This window comes from Psychrobacter sp. CX21 (assembly GCF_057396255.1).
The window spans coordinates 13,554-39,912 of record NZ_JBXYJG010000014.1 but is presented as its reverse complement, the minus strand read 5'-3'; the positions used below and the strand labels follow the sequence as shown (position 1 = coordinate 39,912).

The 26,359-nt window shown below is 40.6% G+C and carries 23 protein-coding genes; 15 read left to right on the top strand and 8 right to left on the bottom strand.

Annotated elements, in window-relative coordinates; translation table 11 throughout:
• Positions 1-190: 190 nt before the first annotated feature.
• From AC2SLP_RS08930 to AC2SLP_RS08915, 4 genes are all read right to left on the bottom strand, one after another.
• On the bottom strand, positions 191-532 hold the full coding sequence (locus AC2SLP_RS08930; RefSeq protein ID WP_486536326.1) for a barstar family protein: 342 nt from the start codon (positions 530-532) through the stop codon (positions 191-193).
• Between the two features lies 1 nt (position 533).
• On the bottom strand, positions 534-1,382 hold the full coding sequence (locus tag AC2SLP_RS08925; protein ID WP_486536325.1) for a ribonuclease domain-containing protein: 849 nt from the start codon (positions 1,380-1,382) through the stop codon (positions 534-536).
• 222 nt (positions 1,383-1,604) lie between these two features.
• The gene (locus AC2SLP_RS08920; protein WP_486536324.1) at positions 1,605-2,303 is read right to left on the bottom strand and encodes a ZIP family metal transporter; all 699 of its coding nucleotides are present in this window, start codon (positions 2,301-2,303) and stop codon (positions 1,605-1,607) included.
• A 202-nt stretch (positions 2,304-2,505) separates the two neighbouring features.
• Positions 2,506-3,804 carry a glutamate-5-semialdehyde dehydrogenase gene (locus AC2SLP_RS08915; protein ID WP_486536323.1) on the bottom strand — a complete coding sequence of 433 codons (1,299 nt, stop codon included), beginning with the start codon at positions 3,802-3,804 and terminating at the stop codon, positions 2,506-2,508.
• Between the two features lie 517 nt (positions 3,805-4,321).
• On the opposite strand from AC2SLP_RS08915, the gene AC2SLP_RS08910 reads away from it, so the two are divergent.
• The 7 genes from AC2SLP_RS08910 to AC2SLP_RS08880 all read left to right on the top strand — a co-directional run bounded on the left by AC2SLP_RS08910 (position 4,322) and on the right by AC2SLP_RS08880 (position 11,325).
• The gene (locus AC2SLP_RS08910) at positions 4,322-4,639 is read left to right on the top strand and encodes a hypothetical protein (protein ID WP_486536322.1); all 318 of its coding nucleotides are present in this window, start codon (positions 4,322-4,324) and stop codon (positions 4,637-4,639) included.
• A gap of 427 nt (positions 4,640-5,066) precedes the next feature.
• Entirely contained in the window at positions 5,067-5,870 is an 804-nt protein-coding gene (locus AC2SLP_RS08905; RefSeq protein ID WP_486536321.1) for an ABC transporter ATP-binding protein, read from the top strand.
• Between the two features lie 340 nt (positions 5,871-6,210).
• Positions 6,211-7,035, top strand: a complete 825-nt coding sequence (locus tag AC2SLP_RS08900; protein WP_486536320.1) for a transporter substrate-binding domain-containing protein — start codon at positions 6,211-6,213, stop codon at positions 7,033-7,035.
• Positions 7,036-7,221: 186 nt separating this feature from the next.
• Positions 7,222-7,962, top strand: a complete 741-nt coding sequence (locus tag AC2SLP_RS08895; protein WP_486536319.1) for an ABC transporter permease — start codon at positions 7,222-7,224, stop codon at positions 7,960-7,962.
• Between the two features lie 9 nt (positions 7,963-7,971).
• Positions 7,972-8,697: an ABC transporter permease gene (locus tag AC2SLP_RS08890; protein WP_486536318.1), complete on the top strand. Its 726-nt coding sequence runs from the start codon at positions 7,972-7,974 to the stop codon at positions 8,695-8,697.
• A gap of 260 nt (positions 8,698-8,957) precedes the next feature.
• Positions 8,958-9,623 carry a fumarylacetoacetate hydrolase family protein gene (locus AC2SLP_RS08885; RefSeq protein ID WP_486536317.1) on the top strand — a complete coding sequence of 222 codons (666 nt, stop codon included), beginning with the start codon at positions 8,958-8,960 and terminating at the stop codon, positions 9,621-9,623.
• A 217-nt stretch (positions 9,624-9,840) separates the two neighbouring features.
• Complete coding sequence (locus tag AC2SLP_RS08880; RefSeq protein WP_486536316.1) at positions 9,841-11,325, top strand: PGAP1-like alpha/beta domain-containing protein; 1,485 nt, start codon at positions 9,841-9,843, stop codon at positions 11,323-11,325.
• 314 nt (positions 11,326-11,639) lie between these two features.
• On the opposite strand, the gene hslO is transcribed toward AC2SLP_RS08880, so the two are convergent.
• Positions 11,640-12,587, bottom strand: a complete 948-nt coding sequence (hslO, locus tag AC2SLP_RS08875) for an Hsp33 family molecular chaperone HslO (protein WP_486536366.1) — start codon at positions 12,585-12,587, stop codon at positions 11,640-11,642.
• 463 nt (positions 12,588-13,050) lie between these two features.
• Between hslO and AC2SLP_RS08870 the strand changes: the two genes are divergently transcribed.
• The 6 genes from AC2SLP_RS08870 (at position 13,051) to AC2SLP_RS08845 (ending at position 22,394) form a co-directional block, all read left to right on the top strand.
• Positions 13,051-14,832: an AMP-binding protein gene (locus tag AC2SLP_RS08870; RefSeq protein ID WP_486536315.1), complete on the top strand. Its 1,782-nt coding sequence runs from the start codon at positions 13,051-13,053 to the stop codon at positions 14,830-14,832.
• Between the two features lie 108 nt (positions 14,833-14,940).
• Positions 14,941-16,551 (top strand): carboxyl transferase domain-containing protein, encoded by a 1,611-nt coding sequence (locus AC2SLP_RS08865; RefSeq protein ID WP_486536314.1) that lies wholly within the window; start codon positions 14,941-14,943, stop codon positions 16,549-16,551.
• Positions 16,552-16,845: 294 nt separating this feature from the next.
• A complete protein-coding gene (locus tag AC2SLP_RS08860; RefSeq protein ID WP_486536313.1) occupies positions 16,846-17,679 on the top strand; it encodes an enoyl-CoA hydratase/isomerase family protein in 834 nt (277 codons plus the stop codon).
• A 225-nt stretch (positions 17,680-17,904) separates the two neighbouring features.
• Positions 17,905-20,082: an acetyl/propionyl/methylcrotonyl-CoA carboxylase subunit alpha gene (locus AC2SLP_RS08855; RefSeq protein ID WP_486536312.1), complete on the top strand. Its 2,178-nt coding sequence runs from the start codon at positions 17,905-17,907 to the stop codon at positions 20,080-20,082.
• A 129-nt stretch (positions 20,083-20,211) separates the two neighbouring features.
• Positions 20,212-21,132, top strand: a complete 921-nt coding sequence (locus AC2SLP_RS08850) for a hydroxymethylglutaryl-CoA lyase (protein ID WP_486536311.1) — start codon at positions 20,212-20,214, stop codon at positions 21,130-21,132.
• A 74-nt stretch (positions 21,133-21,206) separates the two neighbouring features.
• Positions 21,207-22,394 (top strand): isovaleryl-CoA dehydrogenase, encoded by a 1,188-nt coding sequence (locus tag AC2SLP_RS08845; protein WP_486536310.1) that lies wholly within the window; start codon positions 21,207-21,209, stop codon positions 22,392-22,394.
• Positions 22,395-22,666: 272 nt separating this feature from the next.
• Here AC2SLP_RS08845 and AC2SLP_RS08840 read toward each other — a convergent pair whose 3' ends face one another.
• The gene (locus AC2SLP_RS08840) at positions 22,667-23,248 is read right to left on the bottom strand and encodes a tetratricopeptide repeat protein (RefSeq protein ID WP_486536309.1); all 582 of its coding nucleotides are present in this window, start codon (positions 23,246-23,248) and stop codon (positions 22,667-22,669) included.
• Positions 23,249-23,794: 546 nt separating this feature from the next.
• Here AC2SLP_RS08840 and AC2SLP_RS08835 point away from each other — a divergent pair.
• Positions 23,795-24,151: a hydroxyisourate hydrolase gene (locus AC2SLP_RS08835; RefSeq protein WP_486536308.1), complete on the top strand. Its 357-nt coding sequence runs from the start codon at positions 23,795-23,797 to the stop codon at positions 24,149-24,151.
• Positions 24,099-24,329 (top strand): hydroxyisourate hydrolase, encoded by a 231-nt coding sequence (locus AC2SLP_RS08830; RefSeq protein WP_486536307.1) that lies wholly within the window; start codon positions 24,099-24,101, stop codon positions 24,327-24,329. Before AC2SLP_RS08835 ends, AC2SLP_RS08830 begins: the two co-directional genes overlap by 53 nt.
• Before the next feature lie 136 nt (positions 24,330-24,465).
• On the opposite strand, the gene metW is transcribed toward AC2SLP_RS08830, so the two are convergent.
• On the bottom strand, positions 24,466-25,086 hold the full coding sequence (metW, locus tag AC2SLP_RS08825; protein ID WP_486536306.1) for a methionine biosynthesis protein MetW: 621 nt from the start codon (positions 25,084-25,086) through the stop codon (positions 24,466-24,468).
• Entirely contained in the window at positions 25,076-26,329 is a 1,254-nt protein-coding gene (gene metX / locus AC2SLP_RS08820) for a homoserine O-succinyltransferase MetX (RefSeq protein WP_486536305.1), read from the bottom strand. The genes metW and metX overlap by 11 nt, the downstream gene beginning before the upstream one ends.
• Positions 26,330-26,359: the final 30 nt, after the last annotated feature.

Here is a 26,359-nt window from a genome sequence, read left to right as displayed (position 1 = left end):
TATAAATAATGTGGAGTGTTGTTAAGCCATGGGGTTTTATGTTATTTCAGCCTTATGTGAAGAGACTTTTTAAAGCAGTTATTCAAGTAAGTTATTTAAAAAATGCTATTCAAAGATTCTATTTACAGATTTGATTCACACCTAATATAAACTTATGGTTATCTGACTCTACCTCTATTACTAATTAGGTTCATCTATTAGGCTCTTCATTTACGATTACCCACAGCTTGGGCTTTCCAAAGTCTTGGAATGCATCTTGAATCATGTTTTTAAATACATTGAAGTCTTCGGTATTTATATTATTGATGGCGGTCAAATCTAAGCTTAAGTTTTCAACATCACTGTCGGTCAAACAGTCCCATGCGCTATCCCAATTGTGTGCAAAGTAATTGGGAAAATCACAAGCGTCATCAAGCGCTTTTAATAAGGTTTGTTTGTTTATCTCATTTGTTAATGGTAACAATTTAGCGTTTGCGGGTATAGTATCCATCATATGAGGATGCTTTGGAATAAAATGAATCGCTTGTGTCATATTAATCGACCTTGAGTGGTTTGAAACTGTCATAGTGATCTACGGTTAGATAATATACGGTAGGCGGATTACCACCCGTGACGATACGCCGTGCTCCTCGATGTGATACTCCTGGCGTAGGTACCGTGTACTCTCGATAATACCCATTAGGCTTGTTAGGCAAGCGACCTTCTCGATTATAAAAAGTTGAACCGTCCTTACGAGGATAGGGGTAAGGTCCACCTTGTTGAATCAAGGCAATCGTCTGGTCAACTTGTGCATCTCCAGTGATATCTGTTTTAGTAACTTCTATACCAGTAACTTCAATAGACCCATCATCCTCTTTGATAGCTGGGTAAGTGCTTGAGCTGTCAGAACCTACAGATGATGATTGTGTAATATTTGAAGGATTATCGCTTGCGGACGTGTTACTAAGATTTAAATCACCAAAGACATATATGGCGACAGCTACAATCGCTATGATCGTCATCAATCGTGATAGCCAGCTTTTGTCTGCTACATGAATCTTGGCTCTATTACTGTGTGCGCCGTAGCTATTAGTTTGGCGGTTATTGAGCTGACTGCTATTTAAGGTCTTATGAGTAGACTGAGTATCTAAGATTGTAGAAGCCTTATGTGAACCTAATGCAGAGTCAGATGATAAGTCAAACTCTGTATTTGTAACTTCGATTGCATTAAGACGGTTTTGCTCGTCGCGCTCACTATTAAATATGACGTGCTGACCTACCTGTATTGGCCCTTCTAATCTTGAATGACTGATATGGAAAAAGACGTCTTCAGACTGAGAGTCGACGTCAATAAATCCGTAACCTTTGTCCTCATTCCAATACTTTATCTTACCACTTTGCATGAAGCAGTCGTCCTTATAACCGTGTTTTAAATAGCTATGTTTAAAAAGCTATGTCTGAAAAGTTAAGTTTAAAAAGCTGCGTTTAAAAAAGAATACCAGTGCCTAAACAACAGTCTTTAAATGCAATGAATAGTATGGGCGTTGATTGGCATAAAAATAGTAGGTAAACAAAATAGATATAATCCCAAAGATTAATATAACCTTAAGATAGTGGCTAATTATTTAACCACCTAATTGATTAAGCGCTAAGGCTATTACCAAACCAATTGCAGTACTAATACCAGCCCAGTGGTTGCCTTTTTTGAAAGCTTCAGGGAATAGCTCGGTGGCTAATGATGCGATGACAGCACCAGCGGCGAAACAGTCGATAGAGCTTAAAGCGGACTTTGATACATCTCTAAGTAGTAAATTACCCAATATAGCAGCGACTGACAATAGCACTGCGGCGCCTATCCAAATTAAAATGATGGTTTTTTTATTAGCGCCGCCTTCTTTCATTTGTTTTGCGCCGCCCGCTGCTTCTGGTAAGTTAGATAGTAATATAGATCCTGCTAATGCAGCCACTTGCATTGGGTTTCCACTAATTAAAGAGACGCCTAACGCTAAGTTCTCAGGCACACCATCTAAAGTAACCGCAGCCAAAAGACCGCCACCGCCGCTACTGTCCATCTTTTCATCAATTAGATAATCGACACCTGTGAATACCATTGCACCAATCATGGTGAATATAACAGCATTTAGTAGCCCACCTTCTGATATTGCAGGTTGCAACATCTCTAAGGCGACCGCTAGCATCAGCGCGCCACCTGCTATTGCTAAAAGGTTGCCTTGCATCCAGTCTGGGAGCTTGCCATAAACGCCCCATAGTGCACCCACTATCAATGCGCTAGACACGACCAATATTACTAAAAACATCATCATAACGGATACCTCTTATTACTTTATACGCGTAACGATATCAAAAATATTAGATTTAATTGTCACCATTAGCAATATTTTAGTAACAATATATTTTTGATAAAACTCACACTGTATGATGCTATAAAATAATTGGATCAATCAAAAAAATGCCAGATTATACTGGCATTTATAGGTCTCGTGATTTTTATATTAAGTTATAAGTTTAGCTACGCACCTCGCCATGCCCATAAACAATCCACTTCTGCGACGTTAATCCTTCAAGCCCGACTGGACCACGAGCATGAATCTTATCGGTGGAGATACCAATTTCTGCGCCAAGGCCATATTCAAAACCATCTGCAAATCGGCTTGAAGCATTAATCATAACGCTTGAAGAGTCGACCTCACGAATAAAACGTTGAGATTTGGTGTAATTGTCCGTAATAATAGCATCGGTATGATGACTACCATGCGTATTGATATGTTGAATGGCCTCATCTATGTCCTCGACAATCTTAACAGCTAATATAGGAGCCAAATACTCCGTATCCCAGTCCGCATCATTAGCGTCACTCAAATGACCTGACAGCTTTAGGTTATCATCTAAGATAGTCATCGATACGGCATCAAGACGAAGCTGCATGGCGTCGTCCGCCTCGACAATGGCTTCGGCAACTTTAGGTAATAGAGATTCTGCAATATCTTTATCTATTAATAGCGTCTCCATCGTATTGCAGGTGCCATAGCGGTGTGTTTTGGCATTGACACTGACATCAATAGCAATTTTAGGATCTGCATCACTATCTATAAAGGTATGACAATTTCCGTCTAAATGTTTAATAACGGGTACTTTTGCATCATTACTAATACGTTCGATAAGACCCTTGCCGCCGCGCGGTACAATCACATCAACATAATCAGTCATTGTAATCAATTCGCCCACAGCAGCTCGATCGGTAGTTTGCAATACTTGAACGCCATGCTCTGGCAAACCTGATTCTTTCAAGCCCTCTATGATACACTTGGCGATAGCTTGATTGGACTCAAATGCCTCAGAGCCGCCGCGTAAGATAATGGCATTACCAGATTTTAAAGCTAACGAAGCAGCTTCTAAGGTCACATTGGGGCGAGATTCATAGATCATACCGACCACGCCTAATGGCACACGCATTTTACCCAATTGTATGCCAGAAGGGCGATACGTCATATCCGTAACTTCACCAATAGGATCTGGCAGATTTGAGACATCTTTTAAGCCTTGTAACATGCCCTTAAAGCGTGCGTCTGTTAATTCTAATCGATCAAGTAAGGCGGATTCTAAATTATTACTACGACCATTATCCATATCGATTTTATTGGCAGTCAAAATGTCAGATTTAGCGGCTTGCAATTTGTCATATATGCAAAGCAGGGCGTTATTTTTTTCCCCCGTACTCGCAGCAGCCAGCTCTCTTGAGGCAGCTCTAGCTTGTTTGCCTACTTGCTGCATGTATTGTTTGATATCCTTTATGTTCTGTCCCATTTACAGTGTCCTAATAGATGAAGAAAAGTATAAAGATAAGATAACTTTTGTTATAACATAAAGCAGATAGAGATATTAGTAAAGCGGTTTGCGACCCACACTGATACTGGCAAACTTATACTCAAGGACATACGCTCACAAAGCATTACTAAATTCTGCTTTTGCATGTTAAAGATTAGTAGTAACTTAAGTAAGTAGCCGTTATTAATTAGCTATTTGCAAGAAACTATGAGTTAGTGAGAAACAACTTTAAGAAAGGATGGTTTATAATAGTGCTTGTATGTCTATAATTCTTTTATTACATATCTTTTATTACATGATTTTCAGTGCATAGCTTTTAATATATGACTGAAATTAATGTATGACTGAAATTAATGTATGACTGGTAAATTATGTATGACTGGTAAATAAGTTACAGACACTTCATTATAAAAGCTTTAAGTACCCAGTGCTTTAAGCTCACAAATAACTTAGTTTAAGATAAATTTAAGTGCAATATAAATGAATAGGTACTCATATGGAAAACTTTAAAGCATCACTTATTGCGCAGGTATTAGCAGCGAGTATTCTAACACTTGGTATCTCTGCATGTAGCAGCCCTGAGCAGGAAGCCGAGGTTGAAGGTGCCGAAGCCGAAGAGTCTCAAACTATTGAAACTGAATCTAACGATACAGACAGTACGCATATTGGCAATGACAATGACATTGAGCTTGCAGATCCAGATGTTGAGGCAAGTGAAGAGAGTTTAGCGGCTCAAGAAGAACAACTTGACTCAGCGGACGATGCCGAAATACTAGATGGTACTGAGCAAGAAGAGCACGTATCCACCTATTAAGTATTAAATTTTTAGGTTTAGAACATCGTGTATGATGTCAGCTAAATAAAATGCGACCAATGCATGTATGACTGTCTAGGCGAGGTTTGCATATGCATTGGTCTTATAGCTTTATACGTGATTGAATTTAATAGTCAGGTAAAGGTACTGCGCTAAATTAGTTGCTTATCTATTAGCTTATTTATATAGGTTACTTATTTAACTGCTTATATAATTAGTTGCTTATTTAATAGGTTTTAAGAGACAATATATACCTTAATAGCAAGGCATATAACTGCCTATACCATATTTGGTATAGAAGTCTATCAGGTATGACTGCTTTTTTATGGCTTAATACTTAATTAAGCTGTATGTCAGTCTAAAAACTATGGGTTATAATGCGCCTGCTTAAATTCATAATATCAAATATCGGATACCGTTCACCTTTATGTCAAATGCTACTTCAGATCGACCTGTTGCCCTTGATTTGCAAAATATATATAAAAGCTATGGATCGCTTGAGGTATTAAAAGGAGTGTCGATAACTGCTTATGATGGTGATGTTATCTCCATACTGGGCTCTTCAGGCTCGGGCAAGTCCACACTGCTTCGCTGCATTAATCTACTTGAAAAGCCCAATAAAGGCACGATTACCTTAGGTAATGAGACGCTTGACCTCGTCCCAAGTAAGTCAGGTGAGCTTCAAGCCAAAAACCGTGCGCAGCTTGAAAGTTTGAGAGCACGGGTAGGATTTGTATTTCAAAATTTTAATTTGTGGCCACATAAAACAATTTTGGAAAATATCATTGAAGGGCCAACCCAAGTTCTAAAAATGAAAAAGAGTGAGGCGATTCAAGAAGCAGAGGCATTACTAAAAAAGGTAGGACTTCACGATAAAAAAGATGCCTACCCTGATAACTTATCGGGTGGACAGCGTCAGCGCGTGGCCATTGCTCGTGCCCTAGCTATGAAGCCGCAAGTACTGTTATTTGATGAGCCAACCTCAGCCCTTGACCCAGAGCTCGTGAATGAAGTATTGGCGGTTATGCGTGAGTTGGCTGCTGAAGGCCGTACCATGTTAATCGTGACGCATGAAATGCGCTTTGCTCGTGATGTGTCGTCTAAAGTTGTTTTCTTGCATGAGGGGCGTATAGAAGAGATGGGAACTCCTGAACAAGTTTTTGATAATCCCAAATCAACCAGAGTGCGTGAATTTATGGCATCGCATAGAGCAGACGCAAATACGATTTAAATCTAATAACGTTATTTTTGTAAAAAAGTAAAAATTAAGCGCCTATAATAGAATTCATTTGCAATTGAAACCTTTAAAATTAGGTTTACGCAATAAAATATTTGTTTTTATGACATTGCTCGGGTATTATTTTTGTCAACAGCCGATAAGACTTTATTGCTATAAGTTTCAGTTAGTATGAAATTAATGCTGTTAGAATACTTAAACTGTAATTAAATAATGCTATTGCAAAGCTGAGTTGTTTATAGAATTTAATTATTAGCTTCACATTTAAATTCTCTACGCCAAAATAGATAACTTGTAATTACTGGGCATTTTTAACATTAAAAGGAAGTACCAAATGCAAAACACTTCGACACAGACTGGTTTCAATACGCTAGTCAAATCAGCCATCGCTTTAGCGACTGGCCTATCAATGACGTTATTAGTAGGCTGTAACAATACTGAGCAAACAACTTCTGAAGAAGTGGCGACAGATGCAACTACTGAGATGAGCACTCAAGAACCCATTCGCATTGCTACGGAAGGCGCCTATGCTCCCTTTAATGCAACTGACAGTGACGGTAATTTAGTTGGTTTCGATATTGACTTAATTAATGCGCTATGTGACGAGATACAAGCAAACTGCCAGCTACAGGCTCAAGATTGGGACGGTATTATCCCAGGACTAAAAAATGGTAAGTATGATGCAGTCATTGCGGGCATGTCTATCACGCCAGAACGCGCAGAGCAGGTAGATTTTACTGATTCTTATTTTGAAAACTCTTTGGTATTTGTTGCTGAAAAAGGGTCAGATTTAAATCCTGAAGATAAGACGTCTTTAGAAGGACTTACCCTAGGCACTCAACGTGCAACTATTGCCGCACAGTGGTTGGGCGATAACTTACCGAATACGAATGCAAAATTATATGACACCATTGGCGATGCTTTCTTAGATTTAGAAGCGGGTCGTTTAGATGGTATTCTTTCTGATACCGCACCTGTTGTAAACTGGTTAAGTGATGGCAAGACAAATTACGAAATTATCGGAGATGAAATAGATAATGACGATAATTTTGGTATTGCTGTGCGCAAAGAAGATCCATTAAGAGAGAAGTTTAATGAAGCGCTTGCCTCTGTTAAAGAGAGCGGTAAATATGACGAAATCAGAGGTCAGTATTTCTAATATTTAAAATAGGATTAAAATGTTAATTTAAAATATGGGTAGTTATATTCTAGCTTAATCAATCGGTATGTTGTCTTTTCAAACAAGGTAGAGAACCGGTGACCTTTACTCATATTCGTATAGGCCGGTTAATATTGAATTTTAGCCGGCCTATATTATTTTTAACATAATGAAGGTGTGAATGACGTGATGGATTTGCAAGGTTTTGGGCCATTACTTTTGAGTGGCGCACTTGTCACTATTAAACTTGCTGTAGTAAGTTTGTTTTTTGGCATGATATTAGGCTTATTGGGTGCTTCTGCGAAACTTTCCAATGTCTGGATATTGCGCAATCTTGCAACGGTGTATACGTCAACCATGCGGGGTATACCTGAGTTACTATTGGTGCTGTTTATATATAATGGCGGCTTTGTTCTATTAAATGCTCTTTTAAATAAGCTTGGTTACCATCAATATCATGATTTCAGTCCTTTTATTGCTGGCGTTCTAGCCCTCTCTATCGCGTTTGGTGCGTATGCAACCGAAGTGTTTCGGATGGCCATGCAAGAGATTCCAGAAGGTCAACGTGAAGCTGCTGAAGCGATAGGTATGCGTCCTATTCAAATATATTTTAGAATAACCATGCCGCAGTTTTGGCAACTTGCTTTACCAGGTTTAGGTAACTTATTTTTGGTGTTATTAAAAGATACGGCACTCGTATCAGTAGTGGGCTTACAAGATATTATCTTTCAGGCTAATCGCGGTAAAGCAGCTACTCAGGATTCATTCACCTTTTACATGGCAGCGGCTTTAATCTATTTAGGGCTGACCGTAATTATTACTGGTATTGTTATGTTCCTTGAATGGCGTGCAAACCCAGCTGCACGATATGCCAAACGGCTAAATAAGCCGTCCTCCTTTTTTCCTATTAATCTCATTAAAGAGTAGGGCGACGATATGGACTGGAGCTGGAAAGTTATATTTGAATCGTTCCCTGATCTCTTAGGGGGCGCAGTTGTCACTATTGAGCTGGTGGTGTTGTCCGGTGTCATCGGTTTGTTCTTAGGTTTTATATTCGCACTAATGCGCTTATCGAATAATAAGCTTTTAAAAAGTCTGGCGTTTTTATATATATTTTTTTTTCGCGGTACCCCTTTACTGGTTCAGATTTATCTGATTTATTTCGGGTTTCAGCAGTTCGATTTTCTCAAAAACTCATTTTTGTGGGAGCCTGTATTTAAAAATGCTTTTTGGTGCGCAACGATTGCTTTTACATTAAATACAAGCGCCTATATTGCTGAGATTATTCGCGGTGCCATATTGGCCATACCTGAAGGTGAATTGGAAGCTGCCGATGCCATTGGAATGTCTAATACGCAAAAGTTTAAGCGTATTATTTTACCAAGAGCCTTTGGGATTATGTTGCCAGCTTATAGTAATGAAGTTATTTTTATGCTCAAAGGTAGCGCGCTTGCAATGACAATAACCTTATTAGACATCACGGGTGTTGCCAAAACAATCAGTGCCGTGACTTATACGAATATGGAATTGTATTTTGCCGCAGGTATTGTTTATCTAGTACTAACTTGGATTATATTATTCATATTCAAGTTAGCCGAGAAGCGTTTTAACCGTTACATGAGCTATGTGCCACCAGAGGTGATGACGACGACTGTACCCTAACCCATGTATTAACTTCCCATGCATTAAATTAGGTCACTCAGTTACCCTCCATTCGTTAAACTAATTAACCAGCTTATAGGCTGGTTTTTTTGTGCTTGTATTGCTTTATAAGTTTGAGTAACCTAAGTAGCGAGCTATAAATCGAATATCTACATGTATCAATCAATAAACCCTAAGTCAAAATTCTATAAGTGGTTTATCGACCTTATAAAGTCTACGTCTGTTTCAAATTTGAACACTTAACTTAAAAGGATAAACAGTTGTCTACTCAAACTGAATCTACCCCTATCGGCAAAGTCTTATGCGTTGGCCGTAATTATGCTGCTCATGCTAAAGAGCTTGGCAATGAGGTGCCGACACGACCCATTTTGTTTATCAAGCCCGCCTCTAGCGTGATCAGTATTGATGAGCCTATTGTGAGTCAAGTAGTAGATACCCCTCGCGATACTACTTATGAGGTTCATTACGAAGCCGAATTATGTTTGCGTATCGCAAAACCGCTGAATTCAGCGTCAGTAGATACCGTGAAATCCATTGACGGGTTAATTGATGCCGTTACCCTAGGACTGGATTTGACATTGAGAGACTTACAAAGTGCTTTAAAGGCAAAAGGTCATCCGTGGGAGCGTGCCAAATGCTTTGATGGGTCCTGTATCTTATGCGATTGGGTATCAGCTGATAATTTTAATGATTTAAACCGCTTACGGTATCAGCTTTTTATCAATGATAAGCTCACTCAAGACGGGGATACAAAATTAATGTTATTTCCCATATATGAGCTGCTAAGTGAAATTAGTTATGCGTTCAGTCTACAGGCTGGTGATGTTATCATGACGGGTACACCAAGTGGGGTGGGCGTATTGCAACGTGGAGATAGTCTATTATTAAAGCTAAATTCACATGAATGGCAAACTACTGTACTTTAAAAATAAAGCTTTTAGTGTATAAATGCTTACAAAACGAAAAGCTAAATATTAAAAGAGATACTTAAAACTGATTATGAGATTTGCATTTAAGGTCGCTACATTATATTTAGTTAAAGCCGACCACAACGAGATAACTTTGAGGTTACATTTGAGCTTTATACATTTACTTAAATAATAGATACTATTTAATACTTAATTATTTGGGTAATATGAAGTCATGTCTAAACTTAAATTTGGTGAAAACGACACTAAGCACGAAAGATACGCAAAACGTGGAAAATACCCTAAATATGCAAAGTGTGATTTGATAACTCATGGTGACCCTATTTATTTAAACGAACTGTCTGAAAAGCTTAACGAATTAGACTATCTCTATGTCGATGAAATTTCGTACTCGTTAATGGACAGCTGCGCATCAATAAAAGACGATCCTGTTACTCTAAATGATTTGTTTGAAGGCTTAGGTCAGCTCATGGTGACTGGCGTGGTTGAGGTCACCAAAATTATAGAAGACATTCATTCTGAAATCCTCTTACGACCTTTTGGTAGATTTAATGATCATCATCGCAGTCGATGGCAAAGGGGCGTAACCCGACAGGCTTATAATCTTGTACGTTTCTCTATGCATCATACGGGCAGCCGCTTAACCTCATCAGGCTCCAAATTTTATAAAGGCATCTCTAAACGTCGTGTCAAGCCTTTGCCCGATGTGCTCAAATCTTTTGTCAATGTTTTGAATGGTGTGATGGGGGATCATCTCGTTCGTCTCAATAATCCACTTGCGGTACCTATTAGTTTTTATGACAGATATGGTCAAATTCATAGCAACAGTCATAAGTTGTCAGGTCGTATCATTATTATGTGTCATGGGCTATGCCTAAGTTATTCATCTTGGCATCCGTGTCAAGAAGATAGCCTTGGTGAGAACATTGCAAAAGCAATGCCGCAGGACACCATTTTATATTTAGATTACAATACAGGGCGCCGTATATCGCAAAATGGTCGGTGTTTGGCGTATCTACTTCATCAATTGGTCGATCGAAATCCTGACATCACTCAGATTGATTTGGTGGGATATAGCATGGGTGGCTTGGTCGCCCGTAGCGCTATGTTCTATGCTGATCAGCTGGGTTTAAACTGGTACGAAAGAATTGGCAATCTAGTGACTATTGGCTCACCACATCAGGGCGCGGTGCTCGAGCGTATTGGGGCGCATGTATTAGATATTATAGGCAGTGTGCCATTTGCAGGCTCTTTATCACGTTTAGGAAGCATTCGTAGTGCCGGTATCATAGATTTGCGTCACGGCAGTGTCTGTGATGAAGATTGGATGCACTTAGATAAACGTGATGTGCTTCCAGAAGATTTCCGTCATCCGGTTAAATTACCCAAACACATTAATGCTTTTTTTATAGCGGGTAATATTGTTGGTGGCTTGTATGATTCAAGAGCGACAAGTCTGGTAGGTGACGGTTTGGTCTCAGTGGAATCAGCATTAGGTGAAGACTCGTTAGAGCATACGTTGGTGGTACCAGAAGGGCATAAAGCCGTCTTTTATGAAGTCAATCATATCAATCTTCAATATGACAGGCGCGTTCATGATCAAGTGGTGGCATGGCTTGAAGATAATGGTAAAAGCGATTTTTCCATGGAATTTCGGGTTCAGTCTTATCCCTATCAGCTCATTAGAGAGCCTATTTAACTGCCTATCATTTAAACAGTCTATCAATTAAACAGTCAATCATTTTAACTGTCCATTAATTTAACTGTCTATCAATCAGTCAATCAATCAATCGACTCGACTATCTATATTCAGTCAAAAGTCTGCTCAACCATAAAATTTTAAACTAACAAGCCCTCTAATGTCTATACATTAGAGGGCTTGATGCTTTTATTAATTATGAACAGCTATAGTCGGCGAACTTATAAAGAGTCACGGTGTTAACCTCGTTAAGCCTACCCTAGTAGTACTTGCACTCGGTTGCCTTGTGACTACTTTAAAGTTCTTTGACTATATTAACTAAAGATCTCTTCAACATCTGATTGATCAAATTTGTAAACTGAACCACAAAATGAACAGTCCATTTCAAATAAACCTTCTTGTTCTTCAATGATGTCATTCGCTTCGGCTTGACCCAGTTGGCGTAATGCCGCTTCGCACTTTTCACGAGAGCAGGTACAGCCAAATTCAAGCGATACAGGGCTTGGTGCGACGACTTTTTCTTCATTATATAAACGATAGATAATTTCGCTTGCATCCAAAGTGGTCAATTCTTCAAACTTAACCGTACGTGTTAATAGGGTTAAACGTGTCCATAAGTCATCATCAATACCCGCTGCCTCATCTTGTTCAACTTCGTAGAGTTCATCAGCAGTACGAGGCAGCATTTGCACTAAAATTCCGCCCGCTTGCAACCCATCACATGCCAAATTAATGAGTGAAGGGATTTGCGCCGATTGTAGCTGATAATGAGCCAAACATTCGGCAAGATTATCATAACCACGTTCAACGATACCTTGATAAGCCTCCCCTTGACGAGGCTGGATATTAATAAACATCACCCCTTTACCTAAGTCGCCAAGCTCAGCAAAGGCTTCATTAGCCGTGGTTTTGTGAGACCATGCTTGCTGCTGCTCTTCGGTATCATGTTTCCAGCTTGCGAGCGCCCGAATTATGCCACTTTGGTCACATTCTGCCATTGCCCAGTTTAATAATGAGGTTTCATCAGATGATTGCAATTGAATGGATAGCGTACAATCGATTTTTAAGGTACCGATCAACAAGCTTGCCGCAGTTAGCATTTCACCTAGTAATCGTTTTATAGATTCTGGATAGTCACGCTGAGCGGTAATGGTGGCATAGCTTTGTTGTAGACGAACAACGTCTCCACGCACAGGGGAGTCTTCAATAAAAAAGCGTTGGCGTAAATCATTTGCGGTTGCAGTCTCATCGTTTTTTGACATAGGGTTTTCAGACATAGGTTTTTTAGACATAGAATTTTGAGTGTTATTATTTTGAGTCATAAATTTATCCGATAAATATACAGTTTTATTTATATGGGGTGAGACGACTTTTATTCAATATCTGCATCTAATTTTGGTAGAAGTATAGACATATGACGCTAACCAGAATTAAAAGATATATGGCTAAATTTAAAAATGACTACTGATATTTTCTTTTATTTGACACAGGTTGTTATGAAGATTTAAACTACAAACAGTTAACAACTGTATTCTGAAATAACTGACTTAGATAAATAAGTATTGCTGATAGTTTTTGAATAGATATAGTTAGTATAAAGAAGTTTAAATAGAATAAATAAGTTTATTAAATGGAATTAAGTCAACGTGTTGGTATGAATAGCAGTGTCTAGCCTATAACAGGACTGTTGCGTGTCAACGTATAATTAAAGCGAAAGGATTCGTTATGATTGGTAATACCCATTCTACCCCCTCATTACCTACTGCTAATGCTTCACTAGATTTTAGCCAAATACCCAGTATTAGCATGGGTGCTAAATCTGCTAATGCCCCCCTAAATACTAGCCATGATGCAGGCCCAAAAACGGCTTTAATCGAAGCGACCATTGGGGACTTCTTTGATGCCATCGTAGCCAAATATCCTGACCAAGAAGCTTTGGTGGTATGTCACCAAGACATCCGCTGGACCTATCGTGAGCTACACCAAAAAGTAAATCAGCTTGCCAGTGCTATGATAGAAATGGGATTAGAGATTGGCGATCGCGTCGGAATCTGGTCACATAATAATGCTGAATGGCTGCTCATGCAGTTAGCTACGGCTAAAGTCGGGGTTGTTTTAGTCAATATAAATCCAGCCTACCGAAGCTTTGAGCTGCAATATGCGCTTAATAAGTTAGGGTGCTCGGCACTGGTACTCATGCGACATTTTAAAACGAGTGATTATGCCAATATTGTGCGTGAATTATGTCCTGAGATATATCATAAAACGTATACTCAGTTAGATTTGGTTGAAATTCCTACAGTAGAACGCATCATTTGGATTGACGAGCAGGACACTGACGAAACGTTCAGCTTTATGCAAAAGTTCTCTGAATGGATGCAAGAAGGGGACGCTAACGACCCACGAGTGGCAGAGCGCCAAGCACAGCTAAAAAACACAGATCCAATTAACGTCCAGTTTACAAGTGGTACAACAGGAACGCCAAAAGGCGCTACTTTAACTCACCGCAATATTCTAAACAATGGTTATTTTATCGGCGAGGCAATGGACTTAAGTTCAGACGATCGCTTATGTATTCCTGTACCACTATATCACTGCTTTGGTATGGTACTGGGGAATTTAGCAATAATGACACATGGTGGCTGTATTGTTTATCCCAACGATGGGTTTGAGCCCTTAAGCGTACTCAAGGCCGTTGAAAAAGAAAAATGTACCGCTCTGCACGGCGTGCCGACGATGTTTATCGCAGAGTTAGATCATCCAGAGTTTAATCAATACGATCTGTCAACGCTGCGTACCGGCATTATGGCAGGATCAAGCTGTCCAATTGAGGTCATGCGCCGTGTGATTGATGAGATGCACATGGATGAGGTGACCATCGCCTACGGTATGACAGAAACCAGCCCTGTCTCTTGTCAAACCAATAAGCATACGCCGCTTGATAAGCAGGTATCTACTGTGGGATTGGTGCAGCCCAATATCGAAGTTAAAATCGTCGATACAGAATCTGGTGAGGTGGTACCAATTGGAGAAACGGGCGAGTTATTAACCCGAGGCTATTCGGTAATGAAATGCTATTGGGGCAGCCGATTTAAAACTAAACAAGCCATTCAAGACGGCTGGATGCATACCGGCGACCTCGCCACAATGGATGAAGATGGCTATATTAAAGTTGTTGGACGCAGTAAAGATATGGTAATCAGAGGGGGCGAGAATATCTATCCTGTTGAGATAGAGAATTACTTATATCGTCATCCGAAGATTAGCGATGTTCAAATAGTTGGCGTACCAGACAAAAAATACGGAGAAGTATTGGCCGCTTGGATTATTCCCAAAAAAGACACCGAGCTTACAGAAGATGAGGTAAAGCAGTTCTGTAAAGAAAATATCGCTTATTATAAAGTGCCACAGTACTACCGCTTTGTGAAAGAATATCCTATGACCATCACAGGAAAAATTCAAAAGTATAAAATCACAGATATGATGATCGAAGAGCTTGGTTTATAATGCGCACGCTGATGGATACAACCATAACTACTTTAATTGTTTAAAACATTGATTCACTAAAAGCATTATTTAATATTGCATCCACATTTAGGATAGAAAAGGGACGACATGAGTGCCACTATTAACAGTAAGCTGAGTCCAAATTCAAAGGAATTTGCCAATAATACGGCTGCCATGCAGGCTTTAGTAGATGACTTGCATGCCCATCTTAAAAGAATTGCTCAAGGTGGGCCTGAGCGATCTCGTCTTAAGCATCTTGCCCGAGGCAAACTCCTACCTCGTGAGCGCGTGGAGCGGCTCTTAGATCCAAATACGGCTTTTTTAGAAGTTGCACCTATGGCGGCTTTTAATATGTACGATGCAGACATCCCCGCAGCAGGTGTTATAGCAGGGGTTGGGCGTATCAATGGTATAGAGTGCATGATCGTGTGTAATGATGCGACTGTCAAAGGCGGCACTTATTATCCGATGACTGTCAAAAAACACTTGCGCGCCCAAGAGATTGCTAAAGAGAATAATTTGCCATGTGTGTATTTGGTAGATTCGGGCGGTGCGAACTTGCCTAACCAAGATGAGGTGTTCCCTGATAAAGAGCATTTTGGACGTATCTTCTTTAACCAAGCTAACATGAGTGCAGCAGGAATACCGCAAATAGCTGTGGTAATGGGTAGCTGTACGGCGGGCGGCGCCTATGTGCCTGCTATGAGCGATGAATCTATTATTGTAAAAGACCAAGGCACTATCTTTTTGGGTGGTCCGCCTTTGGTGAAAGCCGCTACAGGAGAGGTGGTCAGTGCAGAAGATTTGGGCGGCGGTGATGTTCATACTCGGCTATCAGGCGTGGTCGATTATCTCGCTCAAAATGATTTACATGCCTTGTCGCTTGCACGGGATATCGTAGGTAACCTTAACCGTGAACCCAAAAACGTAACAAATCAAATCGAGCCAAGACCACCTAAGTACGATGCTAAAGAATTATATGGCGTAATCCCGACCGATACGCGAAAGCCATTTGATATCAGAGAAATTATTGCACGTATTGTGGATGCCAGTGAATTTGATGAATTTAAATCACGCTTTGGTACTACCTTGGTATGCGGCTTTGCTCATATTGAAGGCATGAAAGTGGGCATCATTGCCAATAATGGTATTTTATTTAGTGAGTCTGCCCAAAAAGGTACTCACTTTATTGAGCTGTGCTGCAAACGCAAAATTCCTTTGGTATTTTTGCAAAACATTACAGGGTTTATGGTAGGCCGAAAATACGAAAATGAGGGCATAGCACGTCATGGTGCCAAAATGGTGATGGCAGTTGCCAATGCCAGTGTGCCTAAATTTACAGTCATTGTCGGCGGCTCCTTTGGTGCGGGTAACTATGGTATGTGTGGACGTGCTTATAGTCCAAGGTTCTTATGGATGTGGCCGAACGCGCGTATCTCAGTGATGGGCGGCGATCAAGCGGCTTCGGTATTGGCAACGGTAAAGCGTGACAATATTGAGCGTAAAGGTGAGACATGGAGCGCTGAGGAAGAAGAAGCTTTTAAAGCGCCATATAAAGAGATGTATGAGCAGCAAGGTCATCCTTATTACGCCAGCGCGCGACTTTGGGACGATGGGGTGATTGATCCTGCCGACACTCGCAATGTATTAGCACTCGGCTTAAGCGCTGCTTATAACGCAGATATTGAAGAAACGACATTTGGTGTGTTTAGGATTTAACTTACTGTTCAACTTGTAACTTACGATTTACCTTAAGGTTTTTTTAAAAGTTCAGGTTAAAGTTTAGCTAAAGCCATTAAAGCTAAGAAGTATCGGTTTAAATTGTTTCATGAACGGCCTTTATTAACATACTATAATCAAAGAAATCTTAAATGGTTACAAGGCAGCCGAGTGCAAGTACTACTATTGTAGGGCGAGCGAGGTTAACACCGTAACCGTTTAGTATTTCGCTGACTATATTAACTCTTTCTGACTTTTATTTATATATTGAACGCTTAACTCAATGAGATATTTATGACTGAAAAAAACACGCTATCCAGTTCATTCGCCGATTTGGATAAGCTGTCCACCTTAAACGTAACGATTAGCAATTATATCGCAACCGTTACTTTAGCACGTCCCGATAAGCGCAATGCCTTTAATGACGAGGTTATAGAAGAGTTAAACCGAGCGTTTACGCAGCTTGGTAACTCGCTTGCAGATGAGGTGCGTGTGATCGTCCTAGCGGCACAAGGTAAAGCCTTTTGTGCAGGTGCTGATTTGAATTGGATGCGGGCAATGGCAGATTATACCCGTACTGAAAACTTAGCCGATGCAGATAAGTTGGCTCAGATGCTTAGAGTCATTTACGACTGTCCTAAACCTACGGTAGCAGCTATTCAAGGCGATGTTTATGCAGGGGGAATTGGACTCATCTCAGCGTGCGATATCGCGATAGCAGTCGACACTGCAAACTTTTGTTTGAGTGAAGTACGTTTAGGATTAGCGCCAGCGACCATAAGCCCTTATGTTATACGGGCAATGGGCGCACGCGCCGCTCATCGTTATTTCTTAACGGCTGAGGTGTTCGATGCTAAAGAAGCTCAGCGTATTGGATTTATTCACGAATACGTCCAACAAGATGCGCTTGAAGAAAAAATAGCAACCATAATTAAAAAGCTTAGTAACAATAGCCCTAATGCTGTCACTGTATGCAAGCAATTATTGCATAATGTGGCAGGTGAGACTATTGATGACTCGCTTATTTCAAAGACAGTAGCGGGTATTGCAGACATTAGAGCATCTAATGAGGGCAAAGAAGGGGTGCAGTCGTTTTTACAAAAGCGTAAGCCTAATTGGTTGCTTTAAATGTCAATATTAATGCCAATATTAGTGCCAATATTAATACCAACAGATCCAAACGTTAGCGAAGCTATTTGTTGACAATTGACACGACTTAATCATGCTACAGATACTCTCATATACCCTCTATTGGTCTTTAATAAGCAATTGACGTAATGCGCTAAGCGACATGCTATAAAAGACATCTACTGATAGGGCCAGATTAAAAGAGCTTACATTAAAGGAATAAACATGTTTTCTAAGATACTAATCGCCAATCGTGGAGAGATTGCCTGCCGCGTTGCTGCGAGTGCCAAACTGATGGGTGTACGCACAGTAGCTGTGTATTCAGATGCAGACAGACACGCAAAGCACGTTAGTGTATGTGATGAAGCGGTATATTTGGGCGGCTCAGCCCCGAAAGACAGTTATCTTAAGGGCGACTTATTGATTCAAATTGCTAAGGAGACAAGGGCTGAGGCCATACATCCTGGCTATGGCTTTTTGAGTGAAAATGCCTCGTTTGCAAAAGCTTGCGAGGAGGCAAGTGTTGTATTTATCGGGCCTTCTGCATCAGCCATTACCGCTATGGGTTTAAAGTCTGAGTCAAAGCAGCTGATGGAAACTGCTGGCGTGCCATTAATCCCAGGTTATCATGGTGATAATCAAGATCCTGAATTTTTGCATAAAGAAGCAGACAGAATTGGCTATCCCTTACTTATTAAAGCCAGTTCCGGGGGTGGCGGTAAAGGCATGCGTTTGGTTGAGCGCAGTGAAGACTTTATTAGCCTATTGGATTCTTGTCGCCGTGAAGCCATTACAAGTTTCGGTAACGATGCCGTATTACTTGAAAAATATGCGTTAAATCCGCGTCATATTGAGATTCAAGTATTTGGTGATAGTCATGGTAATTATGTGCATCTGTTTGAGCGCGATTGTTCGGTACAGCGCCGCCATCAAAAAGTATTAGAGGAAGCGCCAGCGCCAGGGGTTGATGAGACCATGCGTGAGGCAATGGGCACTGCGGCCATTAATGCAGCGCGTGCGGTCAACTATGTGGGGGCGGGTACGGTAGAATTTATCATTGAGCAGCGCCCAAATGCCGATGGCAAAGTCGAGATGGGTTTTTATTTCATGGAGATGAATACCCGCCTACAAGTTGAGCACCCCGTCACCGAAGCCATTACTGGCGTAGATCTGGTAAAGTGGCAGCTATTAGTGGCAGCTGGCGGCGAGATTCCATTAAAGCAAGAAGACTTAGCTATTCATGGTCATTCGATTGAAGCGCGTATCTGCGCTGAAAACCCTGATAATGACTTTTTGCCAGCAACAGGTAGCTTATATACGTACCGAAAGCCTGAGCATACAAAGTTTACAGTGGGTTCAGTACGGGTGGATGATGGGGTAGAAGAAGGTGATGTCATCAGCCCCTTTTATGACTCTATGATTGCAAAACTTATTGTACATGCCCCAACTCGCGACCAAGCGCTTGCAAAGTTGGATCAGGCATTGGCACAAACTAGAATCGTAGGTTTACCTAATAACGTGGCTTTTTTACGCCACATACTTGCTACCGAATCATTTAGTCAAGCCAAACTAGATACCGCTTTGATTGAGCGGGAAAAAGAGAACTTATTTAATCAGCAGCCATTATCGCTTGAGACCCTGGTATCGGCTGCTGTTGTGCATAAGCTTAATGAAGAGCAGCAAACTTGGCATAATGATAAAGCGCATGCACAGGGTTTTGATCCCTATACTCGCTATGGGGGTTGGCGCGGGTTTAGCGACTATACACGGCAATTTAGTCTGGTAATTAATGATGATGATAGCGATGAGCAGCATTATGTGGCTATCATTAGTGAGTGTGAGCCAGTAGATGATATGTCGGCGCAGGAACAAAGTGGTAAACTTACTTTAACGATTCGACCCCTAAGCGCAGATGAGGATGTTAGTAAGCCACAGCCTATGACATTACTGCCTGATGCCACTCAAGATACTACTCAAAATACCACTAATATTAAGAGTGTCTATAGCAGTCAAATAGAATATAAAGTGACAAATGGCGATACTTATATATTATGGTTAGACAAAAAGCGTCTAACTGTTCAAAGCTGGATTGAGGGTGAAAAGGTACATATATTCACCCATAGCGGTAGTGGAGTTATCACCCTAATCGATGCGATGGCACATGTGGAAGGTGACACGCAAGCGGCGGGTAGTTTAAAGTCTCCGATGCCAGGACAAGTAGTGACCTTCAAAGTTTCTGAGGGTGATAACGTCAAACAAGGCGACCCTTTAGCAGTCATTGAAGCGATGAAAATTGAGCATACGATTAACGCACCGGCCGATGGTGTGGTCGCTGAGCTGTTATTCGCACCAGGTGATTTAGTAGCAGATGGAGATGAGCTGTTAAGATTGGATACCGAATAAGCAGATACATGGTATTTGTGAATTATACGTTAACCCTAACAGCGCTATCGCTCAAAAGCGGTATTAACCCTAAATGTATTTCACTCAAATGTACCATTATATTGTAATAAACCTAAATTAGATAAAGTTATGTCAATAAACTATCCAGATCACGTTGAAATTATAGATGTCAGCCCCCGCGATGGACTGCAAAACGAAAAGCAGACAGTACCTACTGAGATAAAATTCAAACTTATTCAAGATTTGATTGAGGCGGGTATTAAAAAGTTAGAAGCGACCAGTTTTGTGTCACCAAAATGGGTGCCGCAAATGGCAGACAATAGTGAGCTGATGCAGCGGATTAATGAATCACGCCGACCAGAGGTTTGCTATTCGGTATTAACCCCAAATATGCGCGGCTTTGACAATGCGCTGGTTTTTTCACCAGATGAAGTGGTTATATTCGGTTCAGCCAGCGAAACATTTAGCCAAAAGAATATAAATTGTAGTATAGATGAAAGTATTGAGCGCTTTGCTCCTGTTACAGCGGCAGCAAAAGACGCTGGTATTAAGGTGCGCGGAGTTATTTCGTGTACTGTGGGCTGTCCTTATGAAGGTGAGATTGAACCGAGCCAAGTCGCGTATGTCACAAAGCGTTTGGTCGATATTGGTGCTGAGCATATTGGTATCGCTGATACGATTGGGGTGGGCACCCCCATAAAAGTACAAAATGCCTTAAAAGCAGCTTTTGAATATATCGACGTACAACATATTTCTGGTCATTTCCATGATACCTATGGGCAAGCTTTAGCAAATATTTTGGCATCACTAAGCTTAGGTGTTGCTCAATTTGACACTTCAGCAGCAGGTTTAGGGGGATGTCCATATGCTAAAGGAGCAACAGGTAATGTAGCGACCGAAGATGTGGTCTATATGTTACACGGTATGGGTATCGAAACCGGTATTGATTTAGAAAAGCTTGCCCTTGCAGGACAACGTATCAGCGACTTTTTACAGCGCAAAAACGGCTCCAAAGTAGCCACTGCGCTTTTAAACCAACAACAGTGCTAAATAGCAGTTTAAGTTAAGCGCTCCTTTAAAAACATGACATTAATCTTCATGACGATGAACAAATAAGGATTTTTATGAGTTTACCAGGATTAGATTTTCAATTAGGTGAAGACATTCAGGCACTGCGCGATACCGTGCGTGCTTTTGCAGAAAAAGAGATCATACCGCGAGCTGCTGAGATTGATAGCAGCGATGCGTTCCCGATGGACTTATGGGAAAAGATGGGTGATTTAGGCCTGCATGGTATCACCGTACCAGAAGAGTATGGTGGTGTAGATATGGGTTACGTGGCGCATATGATTGCTATGGAAGAGATAAGCCGAGCGTCAGCTTCTGTGGCGTTAAGCTATGGCGCCCACTCAAACTTATGTATTAATCAGCTAAAACGCAACGGCAGTGACGCGCAGAAACACAAGTTTTTACCCAAACTTATTAGTGGTGAATTTATAGGCGCATTGGCCATGAGTGAGCCAGGTGCTGGCTCGGATGTCACCAGTATGAAGCTACGCGCTGAAGCTAAAGACGGCGGCTATGTGCTAAGCGGCAGTAAAATGTGGATTACCAACGGGCCTGATGCGGATGTGATGGTGGTATATGCCAAAACCAGTCCAGAGCTCGGTGCAAAAGGTATTACTGCATTTATAGTTGAAAAAGGGATGGAGGGCTTTGGTACGGCGCAAAAACTCGATAAGCTGGGTATGCGTGGCAGTAATACAGGAGAGATGATCTTTAATGATGTATTTGTGCCTGAAGAAAACATTATGGGCGGGTTAAATAATGGCGTTAAAGTCTTAATGAGCGGTTTAGATTACGAACGCGCTGTATTGGCAGCGGGTCCAGTGGGTATTATGCAAGCGGTTATGGATAACGTGGTTCCCTACATTCACGACCGAAAGCAGTTTGGTCAGCCGATTGGTGAGTTTCAACTGATTCAAGGTAAAGTAGCCGATATGTATACCATTTTACAAGCAGGCCGAAGCTTCTTATATACGGTGGGTAAGAACCTAGATATGTTAGATGCTCGCGGTGAAGGGCATAGCCGTCAGGTGCGTAAAGACTGCGCCAGTGTTATATTGTGGTGTGCTGAAAAAGCGACATGGATGGCTGGCGAAGGTATTCAAATATTTGGCGGTAATGGCTATACTAACGAATATCCCTTAGGTCGATTCTGGCGTGATGCCAAACTGTATGAGATTGGTGCTGGTACAAGTGAGATTCGTCGCATGTTGATAGGACGTGAATTGTTTAATGAAACCAAATAGCCCGTAGGTTGTATTAAAGTAGTGTTGATTATTAACGAGTCAAAATATAGTCAGCGAATTATTAAACGGTTACAGCGTTAACCTCGCTAAGCCTACATGAGTAGGACTTGCACTCGGTTGCCTTGTAACCATTTTAGACTTCTTTGACTATATAATAAGCTGATAAATTCATTAGTTCTTTAGATCCACAGCCAAGAGCATACTTAATAAAAAACCCAGCGTAAGCTGGGTTTTCTATTTAATAGCAATGTTTAGCTCATCAGCATAGAGGGCTATTGAGTCTGGAACCAGCTATCTGCTTGACTGCGGGCAGTGGCCATATCAGAGTTTGAGAGGTTTAACGCAAGCTTACCAATCTTACCACGGGCTTTATCACGTACTTTTTCATTTAGCATGCCATCACGAGCAGATAAGTCATACCATTTATACGCATCTACAAGGTTACGCTGCTTCTCATCGATTAAAGCTAAAGTATAGCTGGCACGATTATCACCACGCTTAGCAGCACGCTCTAACCAAAAACGAGCTTGTTGTTCATTAACCGCAACCCCTTCGCCACGGGCGTACATGATACCGAGGTTAAGTTGAGCAGGTGTTATATTTTGATTGGCAGCACGGGTATACCATTCGATGGCTTTACGTGTGTCTTTTTGCACGCCAATTCCTTTTTGGTAGCGCTTCGCTAAATAAAACTGAGCATGATCATTGCCTTGATTCGCACGAGCAGTTAAATCGCTAACGCTCATAATCTCGAAACGAGACGTATCTAAAGGTACATTTGAAATTAGCTCAGCTTGAGCCATACCAGCGGTAGCAAACAAGGCAGTAAATAAGGCAGCTTTAAAAAGTTTCATACGGATTATTCCAAAATCTAACTGTGTTTAATAATAGAGTGAACTTAATGGGTAAACTAAATCTATGTCTTCAATATAAACCAATGCGCGTATTTTATAATAAGAAAATACTCGTCAATAGCGTTTAAGATTTGAAATCAGAATAAATATAATGATTTAGATAACACATATATAACAGGTTTTACATAGCTTAACATTGCGTAATCGTAAACTCAAACCAAATTGTTACGTAATTATTCTGAACATTTATATTAAATTTTATTAATTTATAGAAAATATAACTATTAATTTTAAATTTTAATCAGTGTAATTTGAATTAATAATTTTTTTAAAGGTACTAGGGTGGGTCTTAAATCATTTAAAAGTATGAGTAGTTGAATATTTGTTAAAGTATGAAAGTAAGTGACTTATTTATAATCATTATTAGGTTATCTTAATAATAGCAATGTCGTTAATTTTTATATATGATAAATAATGTGTAACACGATGTTTAGCATTCGACTATTTTATTACCTAACTATTTTGAATTTATAAGCGAGGGAAGCTATGTCTAAACCTATGCCAAAAACTATATCAAAAACTATATCAAAAACTATGCCAAACGCGGCGGCTACAACCACACCTAAAGTGTCCGTCAAAAGCATGCCAAAAATATCAGTTAAAAGATTGTTACTGGCTTCTGCTGTCAGTGGCGCTTTATTGTCACTAGCAACACCTGCACTTGCAGATTTGGATAAGGGCAGCTATCAGTTATCAAGCCATGTTCTCGACATCAGTACAGGCAAGCCTGCTCCCAATGTCAAGATTCAGCTGATGATGCAACAAAATAACGGCACTTGGACGTTATTAAATGCTAAGCGAACAGATGAAAATGGTCGAGTTAATGATTTTTTTGCCAGGTAATGCCAGTCACGAGGGGACGTACAAGTTAATTTTTGAGACCACGCCCTATTTCTTTAAGCAAGGTGTCAAATCCTTTTACCCTTATATTGAAGTTAATTTTAAAATAGAAGATGACGCACATTATCATGTCCCGATTACTTTGTCGCCTTATGGTTATAGTACGTATCGAGGTAGCTAGATATTCAAAAAATACGCAATGTAAGTACAAAAAAAGATAACCTTTCAAAGTTGAAGGGTTATCTTTTTAAAATAATCAATTTTAGGAGATGCTAATGAGCGTGATTATTTTGCGTATTCTTTAACAATGAACATGACTATAGCGGTTTAGTCACACGATATATCGCTACCTCAGCGAGTAAGTTAGGGGCTTTTTTTACAACTTTACTCATTAGGCTTGAACGCTTATCGGTACCAAAGCCAGAATCTGTGACGGCGTATCGATTAACAATCTGAATATCATGGTCAAAACATAGCTTTTCAAAATCCTTAAAGGTGCAAAGATGTATATTTGGCGTGTTATACCACTCGTAGGGCAAAGCCTCTGAGACAGGCATAAGACCTTTAATACCTAGATGTAAACGATTTTGCCAGTGGGCAAAGTTTGGGAAAGTGATTACGGCCTCTCGTCCAACACGCAGCATGTCAAGTAGTAGAATATCGGGTTCTTTTACCGCTTGAAGCGCTCGTGCCATGACTACTGTATCAAAGCTATTATCAGCAAATCTTGCCAACCCATCATTTAGATCTTGTTCAATAATATTAAGACCTTTAGTGATACCTTCATTTATTTTATCTTCATCAAGCTCAAGGCCGTAACCTGTCACATTGAGCGTTTTATGCATATGTTCTAATAGTGAGCCATCACCGCACCCCAGATCCAGTACACGAGAATTGGGTTTGATCCAGCGTTTGGTAAGTTCATGATCAATTCTCATATGAGGCACTCCTAACCGAATGTGTCGATGACTTTTGATTCAAAGTATCTAATAAAGGGGCATTCAAGAACCCACTTACTGCGCCCATATACCTAGGAATGTCGAATAAAAAAGAATCGTGGCCATGCGGAGCATCAACATTTACATAACTCACCGCTTTGTTATTAGCCATCAAGGCATCGACAATTTCTTCAGAACGGCTTGGTGCAAAACGCCAATCGGTAGTAAATGACACGACCAAAAACTGGCACTGGGTATGGGCTAGCGTTTGCTCTAATGCTTGCTGGTCAGTCAAACTTTCATCCTCAACATAATCTCGACTGGTATCGAAATAATCTAAGGCTTTGGTCATCAAAAGATAGGTATTGGCATCGAAATTTTTACTAAAGCGCTCACCTTGGTAGCGCAAATAGCTTTCAACCTGAAATTCGACATCATAGCCATACATAAACTTACCAGACTTTAAATCACGCCCAAACTTAGACTTCATCGCATCTTCGGTAAGATAAGTAATATGCCCAACCATACGTGCCAATATAAGCCCACGACGCGGATAGGTGCCTACTTCTAAATAGCGACCCTTATTAAAATCCGGGTCTGACAATATCGACTGACGCGCAACTTCATTAAAAGCAATGTTTTGCGCGGATAATTTGGGCGTGCTAGCAATAATAATGCAGCGTTTTAAACGGTTGGGGTAATCAACTGACCATTGTAGTGCCTGCATGCCGCCCATCGAGCCACCCACAATCGAATACCAAGTCTCAATACCTAATCGATCAGAAAATAGAGCTTGCGTATATACCCAGTCCTTGATTGTAATAAGTGGAAAGTCAGGCCCATAAGGCTGACCCGTTTCTGGATTGATGGTAGTTGGTCCTGTCGAGCCATGACAACTGCCAATGTTATTTAAACAAACCACATAATATTTGTTGGTATCGATAGCTTTGTTTGGGCCAATCATGTTGTCCCACCAGCCTGGTTTTTTGTCGTCTTCACTGTGCCATCCTGCCGCATGATGGCTACCAGAGAGCGCATGACATATTAAGATTGCATTTGATTTATCAGCATTTAGCGTTCCATAAGTTTCATAAACGAGATCAAACTTTGGTAAAGTACGATTGCATTCTAAAGTTAACGGGGTATCGAAATGCATCGTCTGCGGGGTAACAATACCCACAGAATTAGCAAGTTTTGGATCTGTCGGTGTCGCTTTTGCACTTAAATTTGAAAGGGTACTCAAAATTACCTCAATTATGATATTTGCTTCGTG